Consider the following 15284-nt stretch of genomic DNA (forward strand, 5'->3'; position numbering starts at 1 on the left):
CCGGGTGCCGGCCGGCACCGGGGTCTCAGGACTGCTCGACGATCCGCTTGAGCGTCGCGAGGTCGGCGGACACCGCGGCCTCGTCGCTGCGGAACTCCTCCGCGCTCATGCCCGGCCGGCGGCGCAGCGTGAACACGACATCGCAGCCGGGTCCGTCCGCGATCACCCGGACCGGGTTGTGGACGGTCTCGCCCGAGGGCAGGGTGACGTGGTGGTCGAGGACGCCGAAGTCGTTCTTCGGCGCGAATTCGACCACGACGCGTCCCATGGGGGAGTCGGCGATCCACTGCCCGTCGATCTCCTCGATCGACGCCCCGAGCCCTGCCGCCCATTCGGGCAGGTGGGACGGTTCCGAGGCGTAGGCGTAGACCTGGCCGGCGGGGCGGTCGACGCGGATGCTGAGGTGGCGGGTTCCGGCATCAGAGGCGGTCATGGGAGAGACGCTACCCAGCCGTGCGCGTCATCGTCTTGAAGGGATCGGACACCGGTGCGTCGGGACGGAGCTGCCCCGAAGTGTCACCGGCCGGGGGCAGTCCCCACGACAGGCCGGGGGGACTGCCCCAATGCGGTGCCCGCCCGCCGCTTGTGAGGGTGGACGGTGCGCTGTCCGGCCTCACCGGGGAGGAGCATGACCGCCTCCGCGTCACCCTTACCGTCCGCCCGGAACCGGTACCGCCGTCGGCTGAGGGCGCCTCCGGCCGCCGTATGCTGCGCGCTCCTGCTCGGCGGGCCCGCCACGGCTGCCGCGGCGGGCCCGCCCCCGGCCGCCGTGCAGAAGCGCGGCGCGCTGGTCTCCGCGGAGAAGCTGTACACGCTCGCCACCCCGGAGGACGTGGTCGACGAGCTGGCCGCGGCCGGGTTCGGGGGCGACACCGTCCGATACGGGGGCGCTGCGAGGACAGTGACCGGCGGCTTCGGGCCACGAGGCCGAACTGGCGGTCCGGTCCGCGGTGTCACGCCCGGCCGAGGAGGTCCAGGACCGCCCGGAGCACGTCGTCCTGGCTCTCCTCGTGCAGCCAGCCGTGGCCCGCGTCGGGCAGGATCCGGCGCTCACCGCGCGGCACCGAGGACGCCAGGCGGCCGTGGAGGTCCGACTTGGTGCCGTTGATCCATCGGAGCAGGTCGTCCGACCACAGCTGGGCCTGGGTGTCGTCGTGACCCTGGGCGGTGACCACGATCAGGGGGATGTCGGGCAGCGCCTGTGCCGTCCTGAGCTCCTCGGCGACCTCGTCGTAGAGGTTGCGGTCCTCGTGCAGCCCGGCCTTCCAGGCCACGGTGGCGTGGTGCTCGACGAGTGCATCGCGCACGGAGTCGGGCCACGCGGCGAAGACGGGAGCGGCCTGTCGGCGGGCCTGGTCGAGCTGGTGCGGTGTCAGTTCGGGGATGTCCATGCGGTGGAGTTCCGTGAGGCGCTCGCGCGCCTCCTGCGGGGCGAGCCCGTGGAGGTCCTCGTGGAAGGGGTCGAGCAGGAGCAGTCCCGCCACGTCCTCGGGGTGGTGGTGGGCGAAGTGGCGTGCGTACGCGCCTCCCAGGGAGTGGCCGACGAGGACGTACGGGCCCGGTACGCCGGCTGCTCCGAGCAGGGCGCGGAGTTCGGCCGTGACGTCGGCGGCGGGGCGGGGCAGCGTGGCGGCGCCGCTCCAGCCGGTGCCGGCCCGGTCGTAGAGCACGCTGGTGGTTGCTTCGGCCACCCGGTTGTGGATGTTCAGGTAGTCCAGCCCCACCTGGCCGGCTCCCGGGAGGAACACCACCGCGGGGCCGCCCTCTCCGGAGCGGTGAAGCATCAGGCGGCGGCCGGAGACCTCGTACAGGTGCCCCAACGGGGGCCGGGGGAGCGTCGCTTCAGGTGTGGGGCGCGGCATGGAGACGCCTCCTTTCTCAAGTTTGAGAAAGGTATCGAAGATGAGAACATGCGTCCATGGAAACGGTTGATCTGCTGCTGCACCCGGTACGGATGCGCATCGTGCACGCCATGCACGACGGGCGGACCCGCACGACGACCGAACTCTGCGCCCTGCTGCCCGATGTCTCGAAGGCCACCGTCTACCGGCACGTCGGGCTCCTGGCTGACGGTGGACTCCTGGCCGTCGAGGAGGAGCAGCGCGTGCGCGGCGCCGTCGAGCGGCGCTACCGGCTGCTGCGGGACCGCGCGGTGATCGACGCCGCGGCGGCGGCCTCCCTGTCGCCCGAGGACTACCGACGCGCCTTCGCGGTCGCCATGGCCACCCTGACGGCGGAGTTCAACGCCTACGTCGACGGCGACGGGGCCGACCCGTCCGCCGACCTGGTCGGATTCCGCCAGCACGCGCTGTGGCTCGACCCGGACGAACTCCAGCAGCTGATGGCCGAGCTGCGCGCCGTGATCGTCCCCCGGCTGGCCCACGGCCCGACGCCCGAGCGCACACGGCATCTGCTGAGTCCGGTCATCTTCCCGGCGCACCCCGGGCCCGGGCCCGCCGCCGACCGACCTGGACCGCGCCCCGTCGCGGACTCCGGTGCTGAGTCCGTCAGTCGCTCAGCGCCAGCCGCACGGCGAAGCCCGCAATGACCGCACCGGTGATCCGGTCGAGCACGGCACGGGCCTGCGGCTTGCGAAGCCAGGTGCCGAGTACGGCGGCGAAGGCGATGAGGACGGCGGACCAGACCAGGCCCAGCACGATGTGGACGCCGGTCAGCAGCAGGCCCGTGGAGAAGTGATCGGCGCCCGGGGGAACGAACTGCGGCAGCACGGCCACGTAGAACGCGCCCATCTTCGGGTTGAGCAGGTTGGTCAGGGTGCCCTGCCGCCAGCCGGCGGGGAGGGTGTCCGCGCCGGTCGTGAGTTCGACCGGCGTCTCGGTGGCGGCCCGGCCGCGGAAGGTGTCGCGGACCAGCCGGAACGCCATCCAGAGCAGATACGCGGCGCCCGCCCAGCGCAGGACTTCGTAAGCGATGTGGGACGCGGTGATCAGAGCGGTCACGCCGAGCGAGGTGAGCGCGCCCCAGACGAGGGTGCCGGACTGGATGCCGAGGACGACGCCCCAGGCGCGGGCCCGCCGCCCGAGGGCGGCGGTGCGCAGGACGAGAGCCGTGTCCAGGCCGGGCGTGAGAGTGAGGAGCCCTACGACGAGGGCGAACGACCAAAGCGATGCGCCTGTTGCCATGGAACTCCAGCCTATGGGAGAAACCGCTGGTCACGGTCGTGTGAGGGGTGTGCGGTGCGTCACCGGCGGAGGCTCTCGTCCAGCATGCGGATCAGCTCGCCGACGCGTCCGCCGCCGCCCGGCGCCGCCGGGTAGCGCACGAGGACGTCCACGACGCCCGGCGTCGCGCTCCGCACCGCCTGCCCGACATGATCGGCACCCACGGCCTGATCGTCGTCGGCGAGCAGCTCGGCCGCCCTGGCCGCGTGAGCGGCCGCTCCGAGGATGTGCTTGACCTGGGTGGCCTTGGGCAGCGGATGCAGATAGGCGGCGCCCGCAGCTGCCGTCGCCGCCCGCGCCGCCTCGCGCCCTGCCGGGGTGCCCGCGCACTTCGCCGCCTTGAGCGCCGCCCAGGCAGCGTCACGCAGGGCCTTTCCGCGCGCGCCGCCCCGGGCGAACTCCCAGGCGGTGGCGATGGCTTCACGGGGGCGCGAATCGTCGGGCTGTTCCGCCTCGAAGGCCGCCAGCGCGCTGTCCGCGCACGCTGCGGCGAAGGCCGTCACCTCGCGGAGGTCCTGCGTGCTCAGCTCGACTGTGCCTGCTTCGTCGGCCACGGCTTCGCGCGTCAGCCCCGGGCGGCGGCGTACGCGGCGAAGGACGACCAGGCAGCGGGGGCGACGGTGAAGGTGGGGCCTTCGGGGTTCTTGGAGTCGCGGACGTGGACGGCGGTGGGGTGGGCGGCGACTTCGAGGCACTGGCCGCCCTCGCTGCCGCTATAGCTTGACTTGCGCCAGTCGTAGGCGACTTCGAGGCACTCGCCGCCTTCGCTGCCGCTGTAGCTCGACTTCAACCAGTGCAGTGCGGTGTCCATCACTCTCCCAGCAGACGGTCCAGCAGGCCCAAAGTCTCCTCCGGGCTACGTGCCTGAGCTCGCAGCATTGCATATTTCTGCGACAGGATGCTGACCTCATTCGGGTCGGAGACGAGCTGGCTCCCCCGTTGAGTCTCTGAGTAGGCGATGTGCTGGTGTTCTGGGGTCTCCAGCAAGGTGAACGGGCCGTCGAGCCCTGCGTGGCTCCTACTGGCGAGAGGGAGGACCTGGAGGCAGACTCCCGGCAGCAGTGCGCATGTGTGCAGGTGACGAAGCTGCTCCAGGTGCTGCCGCTCCGGGAGGAGTTGAAGCATGAGAGCGGCCTCCCAGACCACCATGCTGATTGTTGGCGGATTGCTGCGACGCAGGATCTCTTGGCGCTCAAGGCGGGCAGTTGCCTGAGCGGTGACTTCGTCCTCGCTGAACGCGGGTACTCGGTTTCGGAAGACCGCCTTCGCATATGCCTCGGTCTGGAGTAGTCCCGGAATGACCTGGCTGTCGTACCACGACAGCGCAAGCGCCTCCCGCTCCAGATCCATGTACTGCTCCGCCCACGCCGGGATCAGGTCCACCTCCGGCAAGTTGTCCACCGCCGTCTCCAGCGCGCCCTTGGTGCTCAGGAGCTGGTCCAGGCGGCGGGCGAGATCGGGCAGCAGCGCGCGGCGACCCTGTTCGATGGAGGCGATCGTCTCCAGCTGGACGGCGGCCCGGTCCGCCAGCTGGGCCTGGGTCAGGTCGGCGGTCATGCGGAACAGACCGACCAGCTTGCCGACGAGCTTCATGGCGGACGCGTTCTTGCGCTGCCGCTTCCTGGGGTGCATACGGTCGGACTCCCCGCCCTCGTACGTACGTCACGCATGCGCGGCCCGTACAAGAAATCTGTACGGGTTCACCTACTGCCCGAGGATATGCACAGAGAGTGACCATCGTCCCGTGAACGAGACGATGCAACCCTCCCTGCTGCGCGAGCGGTTCTGCCGCCGTGAGCGCCGGTCCGTCCCCGCCGTACGGGGATTCGTGGGTACGGCGGTGGCCGACTGGGGGTTCGGGGCGCGGCTGGACGACGTGCTGCTGTGCGTGAGCGAGCTGGCGACCAATGCGCTGGTGCACGGCGTGCCGCCCGGGCGGGGATTCCTCGTACGGCTGAGGCTCGTGGGCGAGGGGCGCGAGCTGCTCGTGGAGGTCCACGACAGCGGGGGCGGGGTTCCGATGGTGCGGGAGCCCTGTGGGGAGTCGGGTCGGGGACTGATGCTGGTGGACGCGCTCGCCGACCGCTGGGGCGTCGGGGAGCGGGACCCCGGAAAGGTCGTGTGGTGCGTCTTCTCCGGGTCCGCGACGGTGTGAGGATCACGCCGTGACAGAGCGGCGGGCCCGGCACCGTTGTCCGGTGCCGGGCCCGCCGGGTGGATCAGCGCCTGGAGCGGGGTGCCTGGCGGGCACCCCGGCTCACGCGTCAGGCGTGGGTGCCGGCCTTGCGGCGGCGTACGACGAACACCGCGCCCGCGCCGATCGCCAGGGCGGCGCCGCTCGCGAGGGCGAGCTGCGACGTCGCGTCGGACGAGCCCGTGGAGGCGAGGGTGCCGCCCGCCGGGGTGGCCGACGCGCCGGTCTGCGGCGTGAGGCCGGAGTTGGGCTTGGAGCTGGGCTCGGCATCCGGGACGTTGCCGGGCTTGCTGCCCGCCGCGGCGATCATGAACTCGTAGCCCTCGAGGTCCGGGCTGCCGCCACAGGTGCCGTTGTCGTTCCAGTAGTCACCGGCGACGAAGGTGACGCCGTTGCCCGCGGGGGCCTTGGCGTCGATCGTGAGGCGCATCTTGATGTCGGCGTGGGCACCGGCCTTCAGCGGGCTGATGCGGTCCATGTAGTTCTCGTTGTCCACGTTCTGCCACGTGGAGGACGAGGCGGAGGACCACTGGAGGTGCACCAGGTCGTCGAGGTCCTTGAGACCGCTCTTGTCGGTCGCGTGGACGTAGGCGAAGGGGTAGACCTCGTCCATCGTCTTGGTGGTGCCGTTGGTCACCCGCAGCTTGAAGTCGGTCTTCGTGCCGGCGACGACGGTGGACGGCAGGCCCGTGACGACCGTGGTGAGCTTGGCTTCGGGGACGCAGGTCTCGTCCTCGCCGCCGCCCTCGGCCTCCTCCTCCTTCGCCTTGGCCAGCGCCTCGTCGGCGGCGGTCTTGTCGGCGAGCGCCTTCTTGGCGGCCTCCTGCGCCGTGCCGATGGCTCGTGCCGCCTCGACCCGTGCGTCGTCCCACGCGTCGAGCGCGTCCGTGGCCTTGGTGTCGGCGGTGGTCTTGGCCTCGTCGGCGGTCTTGGCGGCGGCCTGCGCCTCGGTGAGCGCCTCCGCGGCGGCGGTCTTCTCCTCCTCGGTGGCCGTCTCCGGGAGCGCGTCGACCGCGGCCTGGGCGTCGAGGACGGCCTGGTCGGCGGCGGTCTTCGTGGTGGCGGCTTCCGCGGCTACGGCCTTCGCTGCGTCGTAGGCCACCTTCAGGGGAGAGGCGTCGGTGTCGAGCGCCTCCAGCGCCGCCTTGGCGGACTCCACGGCCGCTACGGCGTCGTCGTAGACCGCCTGTGCCGCGGCGGCGGCCTTCTCCAGCTCTGCGACGGACGGCTTGCTCTGCGTCTGAGCGGCCGGCTTGTCGTCTGCGAACGCGGGGGTGACCGACAGCAGGACCACCGGCGTGGTGACGGCGGCGGCAACAGCTGTGGCAAGAATGCGGCGAATCTTCACAAGGGCCCTTCGGGGTACGGAACAAGAGAAAGAAGAAGGGGTCGCAGCGGAAATGGGGCACGCAGATGCGACGTGAGGCGATCGTATGACCGGGAAGGTGATCGAGCGTCACGTTTTCTTCACACGTTCGCGCCAATACCACACCCCTGCGACGGACAGACAGGTTGAAAGGGTGCAGTTGCCTTCCCTGCCTGTGGTTTCGCTGTGATCAATGCCATAGAGGGCAGGGTCGCGGCGTCCGGGAGCCCGTCGCGACCCTGCCCCGCCCGCGTCGGGCCGGTCAGTACATGAGTCGGTACTTGAGTCAGCACATGAGTCAGTACATGAGGGCGTCGTCCATGTCGGTCTGCCAGTACGTCACGGCCAGGGTGCTGTCGACGTAGACCTTCTTGCCGAGCGGGACGTCGACCATCGGGCCCGCGGAACCGCCGTCGCGGCCCTGGAGGCCGACGGTCAGGTCCTTGGTGGAGTAGCCGCCCGTGCCGCTGCCGTCGGCGGACGAGGTCATGACGCCGGTGTACGCGGACTCGCCGGGGGCGAGGACGATGACGGACTGCGGCACGCTGTCCTCGACGATCTGCGGCACGGACTGCGCCTCGCCGAACCGCAGGAACGGGTAGGAGTAGGCGTAGCAGGACTTCGAGCCGGTGTTGGTCACCGTGAGCAGCATGTGGTTGACGGGGCGCCGGACGCTCGTGATCGTGAGCTTCGTGTTCACGCCGGTGCAGGTGGCCGGGGACGTGCGGGTGCCGCCCTTGCCGCTGTCGGCCGCCTGCTCGGCCGCCGGCTTCGCGGCAGGCCGTGCGCCGGGCTTCGCGGCGGAGGAACCGGAATCCGCAGCGTCACCCGAACCGGAGTCGTTGGCACGAGGGTTCCCGGTCGTCACCTTGCCGGTGTCCGCCGCAGTGACCGCGGAGGTGTCCTCGGCCGGCGCCTGGGCGGCCGAGTCGCCGGAGCCGTCCGCCCGCTCCGTGCCGCCGCTCTGGCATGCGGTCAGGGACAGGGCGGCGATCAGTGCGGCGGCGCCCAGGGCGGAGGTGCGGGCGGCGCGGCGGAAGCGAAGGTCACGCATGAGTGGTTCTCCCCGTTCGATGGTGATGAGTGGCCCGGAGCGCCGAGTTGGCGCCCTGAGGTACGGGCGGGTGTACTGGGCGGTGACGCGTGATCAGAGGCGTTACAGGAGTGCGATGACCACCGCGATGCAGGCGATCAGCACTCCCATGGCGACCGCGTCGGTCAGGCTCAGTTCAGGTCGATGGCGCACGGCGGCTCCCGGGACGGGTGAGGGTGGGATGTACGGGTCGCGGGGAACGCCGCGGTGTGTCCACATCCTTTCCAGCCCCGGAATCCGGTCGCAACGGCTGCCGGGGCATGCGGGACGCCGGAACGCATTCGCACCCTCTGACCTGCGTGGACATCACCTCCCTGGAATGCCTTTCCGGGAAGGAACGGAAGGGGAACGGTCGGGGTGGGCACAGAGATCCAGGATTTCGCGGAGCTGCTCAGGGGGCTGAAGGAGCGTTCCGGGCTCAGCTACGGGGCGCTCTCCCAGAAGCTGCACATGAGCACCTCGACCGTGCACCGGTACTGCAACGGCGACGCCGTTCCCCATGACTACGCACCCGTGGAGCGCTTCGCGCGCGCGTGCCGGGCGTCCGCCGACGAGTTGGTGGCGCTGCACCGCAGGTGGATCCTCGCCGACGAGGCGAAGCGGCGTGGGGCACGGAAGCCGGAGGCGGGCGCTGCCGCCGACGGCTCCGGTACTCCTGCCGCAGCCCCGGCCGGCCTCGTCGACCCGGATCCCGGCCCGTCCACCCGGCCGCAACCGGCTGCGTCCGAACCCTCCGCGCGGGTGCCCGCGGCGTCCGGGACAGCGGCTCCCGGCGGCGCGGAGTCCCGAGCGGAACCGGAACCCCGGCCCGAATCGGAACCCGAATCGGAATCCGAAGCGGAATCCGTACCGGCGGACGTGACACCCGAGGGACCCCGCCCGGGGGCCGCTCCCGACCGCCGACGCACGCCCCGGAGGCTGCGGGTCCTGCTCACCGCTGTGGCGGTCGTGGCGCTCACCGTGCCGGCGGCCCTCGTCGTACGGGGGCTCGGCAACGACGCACCGGCGGACGGCAAGCAGCGGGACGCGGCGTTCAGCCACGCTCCCGTGGGGCCGAGCGGCCGTGCGAGCGGGAGCGCGCATCCGAGCACCGGCGGCAGTCCGTCCGCGACGCCCGGCACGAGCACGTCCCCGACGAGTGGCGCGCGCGGCGGGCGGGCGACGTCCTCGCCCTCCTCGCGCGGGCCGCGGAGCAGCGGGGTACCCGTCCACGCCACCATCAGCTCGTACAACTGGGAGTCGCCCTGCGGGCAGTACTACCTGCTCGACCAGGAGCCCGACGACGTCCCGCCGCCGCCTCCGCCCCAGGACACCCGTGGCTGGGCGCGGGCTCTCGGGGGCGTGGACGGGGGTGACATGAAGCTCGAACTCACCGTCCAGGGGGCGTCGGAGGAGGCGGTCGTGCTGAACGGGCTGCACGTGCGGGTGCTGGGGCGCGACGCGGGGCTCGCCCGGTCCGCGTACTCGATGGGCAACGGCTGCGGCAGCGGGATCACGCCGCGGTCCTTCGAGATCGACCTGGACGACAGCCGGCCGCGTTCGAAGCCCGTCGCGGGGACCGACGGGGACACGGCCGTCCCCGCGAAGGACTTCCCGTACCGGGTGAGCTCCACCGACGTCGAGGTCTTCAACCTCGACGCGCACGTGGAGGGGCACGACGTGACCTGGTACCTGGAGCTGGAGTGGACCAGCGGAGGCCGGAGCGGCGTGCTGCGCGTCGACGACGGGGGCAAGCCGTTCCGTACGAGCAGCCTCACCGCCCGGCCGGAGTACTACTACCGCTCGGACACGGCCCAGTGGGTGCCGGCCGAGCAGTGACCACGGCGCCGGGGCGGTCGCGCGCCCCGGCGGCCGGGTGAGGTCCTGTCCTGTCCCCGTCCTGTCCCTGTCCCTGTCCCTGTCCCTGTCCGTCCGATCAGGAGGGAGGCCGGCTCAGCGGAGCAGGGAGGTCTCCTGCTCCATGCGGGACAGCTTCTCGGGGTTGCGCACCGCGTAGAGGCCGGTGATGCGGCCGTCGAGGACATGCGCCGCCACGACGGTGTCGAGGGCGCCGTCGAGCCGGAGGACCAAGCCCGGCGAGCCGTTGACCTGCGCCGGCCGCATCGTCAGACCGGCCGCCCTGCCGAGCCCGTTGACCAGCAGCCGGGCCACCTTGTCGGCCCCGACGACGGGACGGAGGACGGCCTGCTTGATCCCGCCGCCGTCGCCGATGAGGACGACGTCCGGGGCGAGGACGTCGAGCAGGCCCTGAAGGTCACCCGTCTCGGTCGCCTGCCGGAACGCGTCGAGGGCGTCGCGGGTCTCGGCCCGGGAGACGGTCCCGCGCGGCCGGCGCGCGGCGACGTGCGCCCGTGCGCGATGGGCGGTCTGGCGTACGGCGGCCGGGCTCTTCCCGACGGCGTCGGCGATCTCCTCGTAGCCGAGGTCGAACACCTCGCGCAGCACGAACACCGCCCGTTCGCCCGGCGCGAGTGTCTCCATCACCAGCAGCATCGCCATGGAGACGCTCTCGGCCAGTTCCACGTCGTCGGCCACGTCCGGCGCGGTGAGCAGCGGTTCGGGCAGCCAGGTCCCGACGTAGGACTCCTTGCGGCGGCCGAGCGTGCGCAGCCGGCCGAGGGACTGCCGGGTGGTGATCCGCACCAGGTAGGCCCGCCGGTCGCGTACCGCGGCGAGGTCGACGCCCGCCCACCGGAGCCAGGTCTCCTGGAGGACGTCCTCGGCGTCGGCGGCCGAGCCGAGCATCTCGTAGGCGACGGTGAAGAGGAGGTTGCGATGGGTGACGAACGCCTCGGTCGCGGGATCGGCCCGTCCCCCGCCGGTGGGCTGCTCCTCCGCGTGCGTGCCTTCGCTCTCCATCTGCTGCTCCCGTCCGCCGGCTCCCGGTGTTCTCCCGTGCACAGGACACCGCTCCCCGCCGGTCTGTGACAACCGGCCGCGGTGGCGCTCGTCACACGGGCGGCCTGTCACACCGTGCGTGCCGTCGGCATCTCTTGTGCATCCGGTGCACGACACACGAGTGAGGACGACACCATGAACGCACGGTTCAACCTGTTCGAGAACGAGGTCGGCGGCCGGTTCGCCAAGCGGTTCGCCGGCATGGCCGTGGTGCTCCAGCAGTCGCCGCTGCCGCAGTCCACGCAGGAGCTGGTGTCGTTGCGCGCCAGCCAGATCAACGGATGCGGCCACTGCATCGACATGCACGTCAAGGAAGCCACCGCCGCGGGCGAGACGGCGGACAGGCTCCACCTGGTCGCCGCCTGGCGCGAGTCCACGGTGTTCACCGAGGCGGAGCGGGCCGCGCTGGCGCTCGCCGAGGAGGGCACCCGGCTGGCCGACGCCCACCGGGGCGTGTCGGACGAGACGTGGGCCCAGGTGCGCGAGCACTACGACGACGACCAGACCGCCGCGCTCGTCGCGACGGTCGCCCTGATCAACGCGGCCAACCGGCTCGCGGTGATCACACACATGAAGGGCGGCTCCTACGAGCCGGGTGCCTTCGCCGCGGTGTTCGACTGACCGGCGGCCCGAGCCACGGTCCTCGACCGGCCGGCGGCCAGAAAGGAATCGCCCGTGCGGGACACCGTCCCGCACGGGCGATTCCCGTGCTGCGCCCGGCGGCCGCCGTGGGCGGAGTCAGAGGCGCTCGGGCGTCCTGATGCCGAGGAGCTTCATGCCCTGGTGCAGGGTGCGGGCGGTGAGCTCGACGAGGAACAGCCGGTTCTCGACGACCTCCGGTGCGTTCTCGTCGCTCAGGACCTGGCACTGGTCGTAGAACGTCGTGAGGTGAGAGGCCAGCTGGTAGAGGTACGCGGCCAGCTTGTGCGGCTCGTACCCCTCGGCGACCTCTTCGAGGACCGCGCCGAACTGGTCCAGGTGCAGGCCCAGCGCGCGCTCGGCCGGGGCCAGCTCCAGCTCCGGGTGCGCGACGGGCTTCGCGTCGCCCGCCTTGCGCAGGATGGAGCGGATCCGGGCGTAGGCGTACTGGAGGTACACCGACGTGTCGCCGTTCAGCGACACCATCTGGTCCAGGTCGAACTTGTAGTCCCGCACGGCGGAGGTCGACAGGTCGGCGTACTTCACGGCGCCCACACCGACGTACCGGCCGTTCTCGACGATCTCGTCCTCGGACAGGCCCACCTTCCCGGCCTTCTCCCGGACGACGGCGGTGGCCCGCTCGACGGCCTCGTCGAGGAGGTCCTCCAGCCGGACGGTGACGCCCTCACGGGTCTTGAAGGGCTTGCCGTCCTTGCCGAGGACCGTGCCGAAGGCCAGCTGGTGCGCCGTGACGCCCTCGCTGAGCCAGCCGGCGCGGCGGGCCGTCTCGAAGACCATCTTGAAGTGCAGGGACTGCCGGGCGTCCACGACGTAGACCAGCGTGTCGGCCTTGAGCTGCTGGACCCGGTCGCGGATCGCGGAGAGGTCGGTGGCCGCGTAGCCATAGCCGCCGTTGGACTTCTTCACGATCAGCGGGACCGGGTTGCCGTCCGGACCCTTCACGTCGTCGAAGAACACGCACAGGGCGCCCTCGGAGCGGACGGCGACGCCCGTCTCCTCCAGGATCCGGCAGGTCTCCTCGAGCATGTCGTTGTAACCGGACTCACCGACGATGTCGGGGTCGTCGATGACCATGTCGAGCTTGTCGAAGACCGAGTAGAAGTAGATCTTCGACTCGTCGACGAAGCGCTGCCAGTGCGCCAGCGTCTCCGGCTCGCCGGCCTGGAGGGCCACGACCCGGTCGCGGGAGCGCGCCTTGAACTCCTCGTCGGAGTCGAAGAGGACGCGCGACGCCTTGTAGACGCGGTTCAGCGAGGACATCGCCGCCTCGCCGTCGGCCTGGTCGCCCTCGTGCCCGAGCTCGTCCGGGTGCTCGAAGAGGTACTGGATGAGCATGCCGAACTGCGTGCCCCAGTCGCCGATGTGGTGGCGCCTGACGACGTTCTCGCCGGTGAACTCGAGGATCTGGACCACGGCGTCACCGATGACCGCCGACCGCAGGTGGCCGACGTGCATTTCCTTGGCCACGTTCGGCTGGGCGTAGTCGACGACGGTCGTGCCCGCGGACGACTTCAGCGGGATGCCGAGCCGGTCGCCGTCGGCCGCACGCGCGGCGAGGGTCTCGACGATCGCCCGGTCGGTGAGGGTGATGTTCAGGAAGCCGGGGCCGGAGACCTCGATGTCCTTGATCAGCTCACCCGCCGGAAGGGCGGCCGTGACCTGGGACGCCAGCTCGCGCGGGTTGCCCTTGAGCTTCTTGGCGAGCGCGAGGATCCCGTTGGCCTGGAAGTCGGCCCGGTCGCTTCGGCGCAGCAGCGGGTCCGCGGTGCCGGCATCCGGCAGTGCTGCCGTCAGGGCGTCCGCGAGCTGCTGCTGGAGCGTGGAAGCGAGGGAAGGGACCGAAGCCATGAGACGGCTGCCGTTTCCGTAGGAGACAAAGGATCACCCCAGTATCCCACGGGGCGTAAAGCCGTTTTCGCGCTACGGGCGGCACCTGGGAGAATGGGGGTGCCCTCCGTGGGCGTCCCCTACGAGTCCTACACGAGAGAAGGACGTGCCGACCGTGGCTTCGAGTCAGAGCAGCACCGAGACCGACTGGGTCTCCCGCTTCGCGGACGATGTCATCGCCGAATCGGAGCGACGTGCGCCTGGCAAACCGGTCGTCGTCGCGTCCGGCCTCTCCCCGTCGGGCCCGATCCACCTGGGCAACCTCCGCGAGGTCATGACCCCGCACCTCGTCGCCGACGAGATCCGCCGCCGCGGGTACACCGTGCGCCACCTGATCTCCTGGGACGACTACGACCGCTACCGCAAGGTGCCGAACGGCGTCGAGGGCGTCGACGACTCCTGGCAGGCGCACATCGGCAAGCCGCTGACCTCGGTGCCCGCCCCGGCCGGGTCGGCGTACCCGAACTGGGCCGAGCACTTCAAGGCCGCGATGACCCAGGCCCTGGACGAGCTGGGCGTCGAGTACGACGGCATCAGCCAGACCGAGCAGTACCTCGCGGGCACCTACCGCGAGCAGGTCCTGCACGCGATGCGGCACCGGGCGGACATCGACGCCGTCCTGGACCGCTACCGCACCAAGAAGGACGGCGCGGCGGGGGCCAAGGGCGGCAAGAAGCCGCAGCAGAAGAAGGTCGACGAGGCCGAGCTGGAAGCGGCCGAGGGGTCGGGCGCGGCGGACGAGGACGACGGCAGCTCCGGCTCCGCCGGCTACTTCCCGTACAAGCCGTACTGCGGCAACTGCGAGAAGGACCTGACCGTCGTCACGTCCTACGACGACGACACGACCGAACTGAACTACACCTGCTCGGCCTGCGGCTTCGCAGAGACGGTCCGGCTCAACGAGTTCAACCGCGGCAAGCTGGTCTGGAAGGTCGACTGGCCGATGCGCTGGGCCTACGAGGGCGTGATCTTCGAGCCCAGCGGCGTGGACCACTCCTCGCCCGGCTCGTCCTTCGTCGTCGGCGGCCAGATCGTGCGCGAGGTCTTCGACGGCGTCCAGCCGATCGGGCCGATGTACGCGTTCGTCGGCATCTCCGGCATGGCGAAGATGTCCTCCAGCAAGGGCGGCGTGCCGACCCCGGCCGACGCGCTGAAGATCATGGAGGCGCCGCTGCTGCGCTGGCTGTACGCACGCCGCAAGCCGAACCAGTCCTTCAAGATCGCCTTCGACCAGGAGATCCAGCGGCTCTACGACGAGTGGGACTCGCTGGCCCGCAAGGTGGCCGACGGCACGGTGCTGCCCGCCGACGCCGCCGCCTACGCCCGGGCCATCGGCACGGCGGCGGGGGAGCTGCCCAGCACCTCCCGCCCGCTGCCGTACCGCACGCTCGCCTCGGTCGCCGACATCACCGCCGGCGCCGAGGACCAGACGCTGCGCATCCTGAGCGAGCTCGACCCGGAGAACCCGCTGGCCTCGCTCGACGAGGCACGCCCCCGGCTCGACCGCGCCGAGAACTGGATCACCACCCAGGTCCCGGCCGAGGCCCGCACCATCGTCCGCGACGAGCCGGACAAGGAACTCCTCGGCTCCCTGGACGAGCAGGGCCGCGAGTCGCTGCGGCTGCTGCTTGAGGGGCTCGACACGCACTGGTCGCTGGACGGCCTGACCACCCTGGTCTACGGGGTGCCGAAGGTGATGGAGGGCCTGGCGCCCGACGCCAAGCCGACGCCCGAGCTGAAGACGGCCCAGCGCTCGTTCTTCGCCCTGCTGTACCGGCTGCTCGTCGGCCGTGACACCGGGCCGCGCCTGCCCACGCTGCTCCTCGCGGTCGGTGCGGACCGGGTGCGGACGCTGCTCGGCGCGTAGCACCACGGACATGAGGAGGGGCGGGGGGGGGGGGGGGCCCCCCCCCCCCCCGGCCCCCCCCCCCCCCCCCCCCGGGGGGGGGGGGGCCGGGCGGGTTTGGAGCGCGGGGGGGAATGCGGGCGCCCCCAGAGGGGGCG

General features: G+C 71.4%; 15 protein-coding genes. 5 read left to right on the top strand and 10 right to left on the bottom strand.

Annotated features, from left to right (window positions below; translation table 11 throughout):
- Positions 1-25: 25 nt before the first annotated feature.
- On the bottom strand, positions 26-433 hold the full coding sequence (locus tag ACFC51_RS22540; protein WP_376530452.1) for an SRPBCC family protein: 408 nt from the start codon (positions 431-433) through the stop codon (positions 26-28).
- A 520-nt stretch (positions 434-953) separates the two neighbouring features.
- Positions 954-1862 (bottom strand): alpha/beta fold hydrolase, encoded by a 909-nt coding sequence (locus ACFC51_RS22545; RefSeq protein ID WP_376530455.1) that lies wholly within the window; start codon positions 1860-1862, stop codon positions 954-956.
- Positions 1863-1918: 56 nt separating this feature from the next.
- On the opposite strand from ACFC51_RS22545, the gene ACFC51_RS22550 reads away from it, so the two are divergent.
- A complete protein-coding gene (locus ACFC51_RS22550; RefSeq protein WP_376379431.1) occupies positions 1919-2548 on the top strand; it encodes a helix-turn-helix domain-containing protein in 630 nt (209 codons plus the stop codon).
- Here ACFC51_RS22550 and ACFC51_RS22555 read toward each other — a convergent pair.
- From ACFC51_RS22555 to ACFC51_RS22570, 4 genes are read right to left on the bottom strand one after another with little or no spacing between them, the layout of a single operon-like run.
- Positions 2508-3143: a LysE family translocator gene (locus ACFC51_RS22555; RefSeq protein WP_376379434.1), complete on the bottom strand. Its 636-nt coding sequence runs from the start codon at positions 3141-3143 to the stop codon at positions 2508-2510. The genes ACFC51_RS22550 and ACFC51_RS22555 overlap by 41 nt on opposite strands.
- Before the next feature lie 59 nt (positions 3144-3202).
- Positions 3203-3736, bottom strand: coding sequence for a putative immunity protein (locus tag ACFC51_RS22560; RefSeq protein ID WP_376379437.1), 534 nt, complete (start codon positions 3734-3736; stop codon positions 3203-3205).
- A gap of 11 nt (positions 3737-3747) precedes the next feature.
- On the bottom strand, positions 3748-3993 hold the full coding sequence (locus tag ACFC51_RS22565; RefSeq protein ID WP_376530458.1) for a DUF397 domain-containing protein: 246 nt from the start codon (positions 3991-3993) through the stop codon (positions 3748-3750).
- A complete protein-coding gene (locus tag ACFC51_RS22570) occupies positions 3993-4775 on the bottom strand; it encodes a Scr1 family TA system antitoxin-like transcriptional regulator (protein ID WP_376530692.1) in 783 nt (260 codons plus the stop codon). Before ACFC51_RS22570 ends, ACFC51_RS22565 begins: the two co-directional genes overlap by 1 nt.
- Positions 4776-4926: 151 nt before the next feature.
- Here ACFC51_RS22570 and ACFC51_RS22575 point away from each other — a divergent pair, with 151 nt between their 5' ends.
- Entirely contained in the window at positions 4927-5337 is a 411-nt protein-coding gene (locus tag ACFC51_RS22575) for an ATP-binding protein (protein ID WP_376530461.1), read from the top strand.
- 109 nt (positions 5338-5446) lie between these two features.
- On the opposite strand, the gene ACFC51_RS22580 is transcribed toward ACFC51_RS22575, so the two are convergent.
- Positions 5447-6724 carry an LPXTG cell wall anchor domain-containing protein gene (locus tag ACFC51_RS22580; RefSeq protein WP_376530464.1) on the bottom strand — a complete coding sequence of 426 codons (1278 nt, stop codon included), beginning with the start codon at positions 6722-6724 and terminating at the stop codon, positions 5447-5449.
- A 316-nt stretch (positions 6725-7040) separates the two neighbouring features.
- Positions 7041-7796: a DUF4232 domain-containing protein gene (locus tag ACFC51_RS22585; protein WP_376530467.1), complete on the bottom strand. Its 756-nt coding sequence runs from the start codon at positions 7794-7796 to the stop codon at positions 7041-7043.
- 396 nt (positions 7797-8192) lie between these two features.
- Between ACFC51_RS22585 and ACFC51_RS22590 the strand changes: the two genes are divergently transcribed.
- Positions 8193-9653, top strand: a complete 1461-nt coding sequence (locus ACFC51_RS22590) for a helix-turn-helix domain-containing protein (protein ID WP_376530469.1) — start codon at positions 8193-8195, stop codon at positions 9651-9653.
- Between the two features lie 114 nt (positions 9654-9767).
- Here ACFC51_RS22590 and ACFC51_RS22595 read toward each other — a convergent pair whose 3' ends face one another.
- Complete coding sequence (locus tag ACFC51_RS22595; RefSeq protein ID WP_376530471.1) at positions 9768-10694, bottom strand: RNA polymerase sigma-70 factor; 927 nt, start codon at positions 10692-10694, stop codon at positions 9768-9770.
- 174 nt (positions 10695-10868) lie between these two features.
- Here ACFC51_RS22595 and ACFC51_RS22600 point away from each other — a divergent pair, with 174 nt between their 5' ends.
- Positions 10869-11354 (top strand): carboxymuconolactone decarboxylase family protein, encoded by a 486-nt coding sequence (locus ACFC51_RS22600; protein ID WP_376376225.1) that lies wholly within the window; start codon positions 10869-10871, stop codon positions 11352-11354.
- Positions 11355-11471: 117 nt separating this feature from the next.
- Here the strand turns inward: ACFC51_RS22600 and argS are convergent, their stop codons facing one another.
- Entirely contained in the window at positions 11472-13241 is a 1770-nt protein-coding gene (gene argS / locus ACFC51_RS22605; RefSeq protein ID WP_376376223.1) for an arginine--tRNA ligase, read from the bottom strand.
- 145 nt (positions 13242-13386) lie between these two features.
- Between argS and lysS the strand changes: the two genes are divergently transcribed.
- Positions 13387-15147, top strand: a complete 1761-nt coding sequence (lysS, locus tag ACFC51_RS22610) for a lysine--tRNA ligase (RefSeq protein ID WP_376376221.1) — start codon at positions 13387-13389, stop codon at positions 15145-15147.
- Positions 15148-15284: the final 137 nt, after the last annotated feature.

The organism is Streptomyces sp. NPDC055962 (genome assembly GCF_042270185.1).
GTDB lineage: Bacteria > Actinomycetota > Actinomycetes > Streptomycetales > Streptomycetaceae > Streptomyces.